This window comes from Sinomonas flava (genome assembly GCF_039531875.1).
GTDB classification, from domain to species: domain Bacteria; phylum Actinomycetota; class Actinomycetes; order Actinomycetales; family Micrococcaceae; genus Sinomonas; species Sinomonas flava.
The window spans coordinates 113144-120317 of the sequence record NZ_BAAAQW010000010.1 but is presented as its reverse complement, the minus strand read 5'-3'; the positions used below and the strand labels follow the sequence as shown (position 1 = coordinate 120317).

The window sequence follows — 7174 nt, the reverse complement described above, 5'->3', positions numbered from 1 at the left end:
CGCGTCACATGATCAGGTGACCTTGACCACACGCTCAAAGAAACCTACATTGGTGCAATCGAGTTGCGCTAAACGCAACCCCAAGATACTGGTGGTTTCCTTTGAGCACTGAGAACTCCACAGCCCCCTCCGACATCCAGCAGGCCGACGGCATCAGCAAAGACGCACGCCGCCGCGTCCTGTGGGGCAGCTTCTTCGGCAACTTCGTCGAGTGGTTCGACTACGCGGTGTACGGGTACCTCGCGGCGACGATCTCCCAGGCCTTCTTCCCGGAGACGGACCGTCAGACAGCCCTCCTCGCAACGTTCGCGGTCTTCGCGATCTCCTTCTTCATCCGCCCGCTCGGCGGATTCGTCTGGGGCCACATCGGCGACCGGCTCGGACGCCGCACCGCCCTGTCCCTGTCGATCCTGATCATGAGCGGCGCGACGTTCTGCATCGCGCTCATCCCGTCCTACGCGGTGATCGGCGTGGGGGCGCCGATCCTGCTCCTGGCCGTCCGCGTCGTGCAGGGCTTCTCCGCCGCCGGCGAGTACGCCGGCGCCTCCGCGTTCCTCGTCGAGTACGCCCCCGCGAACCGGCGCGGCCTCTACGCGGCCGTGGTTCCCGCCTCCACAGCCGCCGGCCTCCTGCTCGGCTCCCTCCTGGCGGCGCTCCTGTCCATCGTCCTGACCCCGGAGCAGATGACGGAGTGGGGCTGGCGCCTGCCGTTCCTCCTGGCCGCACCGATGGGACTGATCGGGCGCTACATCCGCACCAAGCTCGAGGACACGCCGGCGTTCCGGGCCATCGAGGACCAGGCCGAGACCACCCACGCACCGGTCAAGGACATGTTCTCCAAGCACTGGCGCGCTCTGCTCCTCGCCGTCGGCGCGGTGCTCCTGAACGCCGTGGGCTTCTACGTGATCCTCTCGTACATGCCCACCTACCTCTCCGAGGAGCTGGGCTTCGGCTCCACGGAGTCCTTCTTCGCCACGACGATCGCGCTGACGACCTACATCGGCTTCATCTTCCTCACGGGTCTCGCCTCAGACCGGTTCGGCCGCAAGCGCGTGCTCCTGACCGCCTCGGTGGCGTTCATCCTCTTCACCGTCCCGGCCTTCATGCTCCTGGACACGGGAAGCTTCGCGATGGTGCTCCTCGTCCAGATCGCCCTCGGCGCGATGCTCACCCTCAACGACGGCACGCTCCCGAGCTTCCTCGCCGAGCTGTTCCCGACCCGCATCCGCTACTCCGGATTCGCGGTGAGCTTCAACCTGTCCAACGCGGTCTTCGGCGGCACCGCCCCGTTCATGGCGACCCTGCTCATCGGGATGATGCACACCAAGCTCGCCCCGGCGTGGTATCTCGTGGCCGCAGCTGCCGTCTCCCTCGTCGCCGTCCTGTGCGCGAAGGAGACATCCAACAGGCCCCTCGCCCACTGACGTGCCTGAGAACGGGTGCGCGCACGACGGCGGTCTCCCACCCGCCGTCGTGCGCGCACCCGCCGTGTGGCCCCAGGCATCCCTCATTCCCTAAGGTGTTGTCCCATGATCGAAAGCGTGAACGGCGAGGCCGCTGAGGCGCGCGGGTCGTCCCCCATCTCGAATGCCATCGCGGTGCTGCGCTGCTTCAGCGTCGACGAGCCCCTCATCGGGGTGACGGACATCGCGGCCCGCGTCGGGCTGCACAAGAGCTCTGTCTCCCGCATCCTGGCAACCCTCGAGTCGGAGGGGCTCGTGGAGCGCGACGAGCCGACGCGCCGGTACCGGCTCGGCCTCGGGCTCATCGCCGTCGCCGGCCCCCTCCTGGCCGACCTCGACGAGCGCCGCGTGGCGTATCCAGTGCTGCGCGAACTCACGGAGCGGACCGGGGAGACGAGCGCGCTGCTGAAGTGGAACGGCCAGGAGGCCGTCTCCGTGGAGCAGATCCCGAGCCCGCACCAGGTCAAGCACACCACGACGCTCGGGACCCGCTACAGCACCGCCGTGTCCGCCTCGGTGCAGGTTTTCCTCGCGGCCGAGCAGCCCGAACGGGCCCGCGCGCTCCTCCGCGCGGGCACTGTCGCGCTGGCGGAGACGGACGACGCCGGCCTGGAGGCCTTCGCGCGCCGCCTCGCCGAGGTGTCCCAGCGGGGGTACGCCCTCAACTACGGCGAGACCTCCGTCGAGGAGGTCGGCGTCTCCGCACCGGTCTTCGACCACCGCGGAGACGTCGTGGCCGCCGTGCTCATCTCGGCCCCCCGCTTCCGCATCTCCCCCGAGCACCTGCAGGTGCTCGGCGAGGCATGCGCCCAGGCTGCCCGGGACATCACGCGGCGCCTCGGCGGCAGCCCGGTCGCGGCTGCGGCCAGCTAGGACACTGCTGCGGCAGCCTCGGGCCCCGGCGCCACCGGCTCAGGCGTCCTCGGACCGGGCTACTCGGCGATGTCCTCGGCCCAGAGCGCGGGCTGATCCCGCTGGAACGCCTCCATCATCGCCACGCACCGCGGATCGTCGAGGACCTCGACCTCGACCCCTCGCGAGCGCAGGAGTTCCAGCTCGCCGGGGAAGGTGCGCTGCTCCCCGACCACGACGCGCGGGATCTTGAACTGGACGATGGTCCCGGCGCACATGGCGCACGGCGCGAGGGTCGTGTAGAGGACGGTGTCGCGGTAGGTGGCCTGCCGGCCAGCGGCACGGAGCGCGGACATCTCCCCGTGGGCGATCGGGTCGCCGTTCTGGACCCGCTCGTTGCGCCCGACGGCGAGGACCTCGCCCCCGCGGACGAGGGCAGCGCCGATGGGAATGCCGCCTTCCGCGAGGCCCGTCCGGGCCGCCTCGAGGGCCGCCTCGAAGCCGATGTCGCGCGTCACCGCTGCAGCCCGGGGACGAGCATGACCTTGACCGCACGGCGCTCGTCCATGGCCTTGTAGGCCTCGGCGGCCTCCTCGAGCGGCATGACCGAGTCGAACACGTGGCCCGGGTTGATGTCTCCGGAGAGCACGTCCTCGAGCAGCTCGGGCAGGTAGTGACGGGTGGAGGCGGCGCCACCGGCCACGGAGATGTTCTTCGAGAACAGGGTGCCGATGGGCAGCTCCGCGCCGCCGGCGGGGACGCCGACGAACCCGAGGCTTCCGCCCGGCCGGGTGCAGCGGAGTGCCTGGTCCATGGACTCCTTGGTGCCCACGCATTCGAGGACGGAGTCGGCCAGCACCCCGCCGAGCAGCTCGCGGACCTTCTCGGCGGCCTCAGCTCCCCGTTCGGCGACGACATCCGTGGCGCCGAACTGGCGTGCGAGCTCGGCGCGGTCCTCGTGCCGGGACATCGCGATGATCCGCTCGGCGCCCAGCCGCCTGGCCGCGAGGACCCCGGAGAGGCCGACGGCGCCGTCGCCCACGACCACCACGCTGCGGCCGGGCCCGACATGGGCGGCGACCGCCGCGTGGTGGCCCGTTCCCATGACGTCGGAGAGGGTGAGAAGGCTCTTGGTGAGCGCCTCGTCGGGGTCGGTCACGCCCGGCACGGCCACGAGGGTGCCGTCCGCCATGGGAACGCGGACCCGCTCGCCCTGGCCGCCGTCCACCGGGAGGCCCTGCTCGTCGCTGCCGCCCCAAGCGGCGCGGTGCTCGCACGCGACCTGGACGCCGTTGCGGCACGGCGGGCACGTCCCGCAGGAGATGGCCCAGGGCGCGATGACGAAGTCGCCGGGCTTCACCGCAGTCACCTCGTCGCCGACTGCCTCGACGACGCCGACGAACTCGTGCCCGATCGGCTTCGGCTCCGTCACCTCGCGCACTCCGCGGTAGGGCCACAGGTCGGAGCCGCACACGCACGCGGCCGTCACCCGGACCACGGCGTCGCCGGGCAGCAGCACCTCCGGGTCGGGGCGGTCCTCGACCCGGATGTCGCGGGTTCCGTGGATCATGGTGGCGCGCATGGATGCTCCTTGGTCATGTGGGGCACCGGGGCGAAGCCCGGCGGTCCGGCGGTCCAACCCGCCGGGCCGGCCCGGCGGATCAGCCCGGTGGTCCGGCTCGGCAGTTCAGCTCCAACCTACTCCGATCTATCCTCGAAGCGTGGCGGTCCCCAGCTCCGTTCCCCTCGCAGCCGACGGCCGGCGGCTGTACGAGGCAGGGTCTTGGACCCGAGCCCTCGAGGCCTTCGAGCGCGCCGACTCGGACACACCGCTGCCCGGCAGCGACCTCATGCTGACCGCGTTCAGCGCCTACCTCCTGGGACGCGAGGACCGCAGCATCGACCTCTTCGGCCGCGCCTTCCGCGACTTCCTCGGGACGGACGACGCCGCCGCTGCCGCACGCGCCGCCTTCTGGCTCTCCTTCGCGCACGACACCCGCGGAGACCGGGCCCACGCCGAAGCGTGGGGCCGGCGGCTCGCAGGGATCGTCGACGATTCCCGGCTCGGCGCCGAGCGTGCCCTGCTGCTCTCGGGCCTGGGTCACCGGTCCCTCGCCTCGTCGGACCCTGCCGACACGCGCCGGGCGCTCGAGCTGTCGCGCGAGGCCATCGCGCTCGCACGCCCCGCCGGGGACACAGACACCGAGGTCTTCTCGCGCCTGAGCGCCGGCTGGGCCCTCCTGCGGCTCGGCAGCACCGGCGAAGGCCTCGCCGAGCTCGACGAGGCGATGGCGACCGTGACCTCGGGCGAGGTGAACACGCCGATCGTGAACGGAGTGGCCTACTGCTCGGTGATCTCGGCCTCGCTGCGGTCCGAGGACCTCGCCCGCGCCCGCGAGTGGACGGCCACCGCCACCGACTGGTGCGCCCAGCACCCCGACCTCGTGCCCTTCCGCGGGCAGTGCCTCGTGCACCGCTCCCAGGTGAAGATGCTCGACGGCGACTGGTCCGGCGCGCTCGAAGAGGCGGCCCGGGCGGTGCAGCGGCTCCTTCCCGCCGACACGGGCCTGGCGGGCTACCAGCTCGGAGAAATCCACCGGCTCACCGGGCGCTTCGCTGACGCCGAGGACGCCTACCGCCTCGCGAACTCCGCAGGGCGCCGGCCCGAGCCGGGGCTGATGCTCCTGCGTCTGGCCCAAGGGCGGGCGGACGCGGCAGCCGTCTCGGCCCGCCGGCTGAGCCTCGAGCTCACGCGGCGGTCCGAGCGCGCCGAGTTCCTCCCGGCATACGTGGAGGTCATGGCCGCCGTCGGAGACATCGATGCCGCTCGGGCCGGCGCGGCCGAGATCGCCGCCATTGCCGAGAGGGCTGGGCCCTCGGGTGGGCCGGCCGCCGCCCTGTCCCGCGCCCGTGTGCTCACCGCGGAGGGCACGGTGTGCTGTGCCGCGGGTGAGGCGGCCCAGGCCGTGCGGAGCCTGCGGGACGCGTCGCTCGCATGGCACGACCTCGGCATGCCCTACCCCGAAGCTCGCGTGCGGGTGACGCTCGGCCGCTGCTACGCCGCACTCGGGGACGATGAGGCGGCAGCCCTCGAGGTGGACGCCGCACGGGAGGCCTTCCAACGGCTCGGCGCGCAGCCGGACCTCGCGGCGCTGCCGGACGCCGACCGCGGGTGGCGCCGCGCGCCGTCGCCCATGCCCCTGACGGAGCGGGAGGTCGAGGTGGTGCGGCTCGTGGCCGCGGGGCTCACGAACCGTGCCATCGCGAAGGAACTCGTCCTCAGCGAGAAGACGGTCGCCCGGCACCTCGCGAACATCTACGCCAAGCTCGGCATCGCCTCCCGCTCCGCGGCGACGGCTTACGCGTACGACCACTCCCTCGTCTAAGCCCCGCCCCCCGCCCGCTCAGCGCCCTGCCCCGCCCCACACCCTCCCTCGTTGCGGGGTCCCGTCCCGCCCCTTGCGGGGTCCCGTCCGACCCCTTGCGGGGTCCCGTCCGACCCCTTGCGGGGTCCCGTCCCGCCCCTTGCGGGGTCCCGTCCCTGCACACAAATGCCCATACCGCCGGCCTCACAGATACACGATCCGCCCGACGCGGCGCCCCCATCCGCGGCCGTACCGTCGAGGTATGACCAGCACCCAGCCCCGCATTCCCTCTCCCGCTCCGGCCGGCAGCGCCGCGGAGCACCGCATCGGCACGGTGATCGTGGGCGGCGGCCAAGCCGGACTCGCCACGGCACACTGGCTCGCCGACGCCGGCCTCGACTGCGTGGTCCTCGAGGCCCGCGACCGCATCGGCGACCAGTGGCGCGAGCGCTACGACTCCCTGCGGCTCTTCACACCGGCCCGCGTCAACGGCCTCCCGGGAATGCCGTATCCCGGGCCGAAGTCAGCCTTCCCCACCGGCCGCGAGCTCGGCGACTACCTCGAGTCGTACGCCGCGTCGCTCGGCGCCCGCATCCGCACCGGCGTCCGCGTTACCTCGGTGGAGGCCGTCGACGGCGGCGGGTTCCGCGTGGCGACAAGCGACGGCGAGCTGCGGGCGGACAACGTGGTGATCACGACCGGCGCCGACGCCGTGCCGAAGGTTCCCGCCGTCGCGGCGACCCTCGATCCCGGGATCCGCCAGATGCACTCGAGCGGCTACCGGAATGCCGGCCAGCTGCTGCCCGGGCCCGTGCTGGTGGTCGGTGCCGGCACCTCCGGCGCGGACCTCGCCCTGGAGTCCGTCCGGGCCGGCCACGAGACGTGGCTCTCCGGCCGCCATCCCGGGGAGATCCCGGGGGGCGAGCGCGTCCGCGGGCCGCTCTTCTGGTTCCTCGCGAACTACATCCTGACACTCCGGACTCCGGTAGGGCGCAAGGCGCGTCCCGCGATCCGTGCAGGCAGCGCTCCGCTCGTGCGCACGAAGCGCTCCGACCTCGACGCCGCCGGGGTCCACCGGGTGCAGGCCCGCACGGTGGGCGTGGCCGACGGCAGGCCCCAGCTCGATGACGGGACGGTGCTCGACGTGGCCAACGTCCTGTGGTGCACCGGGTACACCCACGGGTACTCCTTTGTCCGCTCCCTGGCCGTAGGGCCGGACGGCTATCCGCTGCAGACCGACGGCGCGGCCGAGGGCATCCCGGGCCTCTTCTTCGTGGGCCTCCTCTTCCAGCGCGGGCTGTACTCACACCTCGTGGGCGGCGTCGGCAAGGACGCCCGTCTCGTCGCGGAAAAGATCGCGGCCCGCACCCGCGCCCACGCCTGAGCCGCAGCCCCGCCTGAACTGCAGAGCCCATCTGAAGGTCACCTCCTGGAGGTCACGTGATGTGACCCTCAGGACGTGACCCCCAGACGGGTCTGGGGGAAGCACGACGG

At 72.3% G+C, this 7174-nt stretch carries 6 protein-coding genes; 4 read left to right on the top strand and 2 right to left on the bottom strand.

Annotation, left to right across the window (positions count from 1 at the left end):
- Window positions 1-101: 101 nt before the first annotated feature.
- The gene (locus ABD298_RS15625) at window positions 102-1424 is read left to right on the top strand and encodes an MFS transporter (protein ID WP_208711742.1); all 1323 of its coding nucleotides are present in this window, start codon (window positions 102-104) and stop codon (window positions 1422-1424) included.
- Window positions 1425-1529: 105 nt separating this feature from the next.
- Complete coding sequence (locus ABD298_RS15620; protein ID WP_344300684.1) at window positions 1530-2336, top strand: IclR family transcriptional regulator; 807 nt, start codon at window positions 1530-1532, stop codon at window positions 2334-2336.
- A gap of 59 nt (window positions 2337-2395) precedes the next feature.
- Here the strand turns inward: ABD298_RS15620 and ABD298_RS15615 are convergent, their stop codons facing one another.
- A complete protein-coding gene (locus ABD298_RS15615; RefSeq protein ID WP_344300683.1) occupies window positions 2396-2833 on the bottom strand; it encodes a nucleoside deaminase in 438 nt (145 codons plus the stop codon).
- Window positions 2830-3897: a zinc-dependent alcohol dehydrogenase family protein gene (locus ABD298_RS15610; protein WP_344300682.1), complete on the bottom strand. Its 1068-nt coding sequence runs from the start codon at window positions 3895-3897 to the stop codon at window positions 2830-2832. Before ABD298_RS15610 ends, ABD298_RS15615 begins: the two co-directional genes overlap by 4 nt.
- A 139-nt stretch (window positions 3898-4036) precedes the next feature.
- Here ABD298_RS15610 and ABD298_RS15605 point away from each other — a divergent pair, with 139 nt between their 5' ends.
- Both ABD298_RS15605 and ABD298_RS15600 read left to right on the top strand, forming a co-directional pair.
- Window positions 4037-5701, top strand: coding sequence for a LuxR C-terminal-related transcriptional regulator (locus ABD298_RS15605; RefSeq protein ID WP_344300681.1), 1665 nt, complete (start codon window positions 4037-4039; stop codon window positions 5699-5701).
- A 241-nt stretch (window positions 5702-5942) separates the two neighbouring features.
- Window positions 5943-7064 carry a flavin-containing monooxygenase gene (locus tag ABD298_RS15600; protein WP_344300680.1) on the top strand — a complete coding sequence of 374 codons (1122 nt, stop codon included), beginning with the start codon at window positions 5943-5945 and terminating at the stop codon, window positions 7062-7064.
- The last annotated feature ends 110 nt before the right edge of the window (window positions 7065-7174 follow it).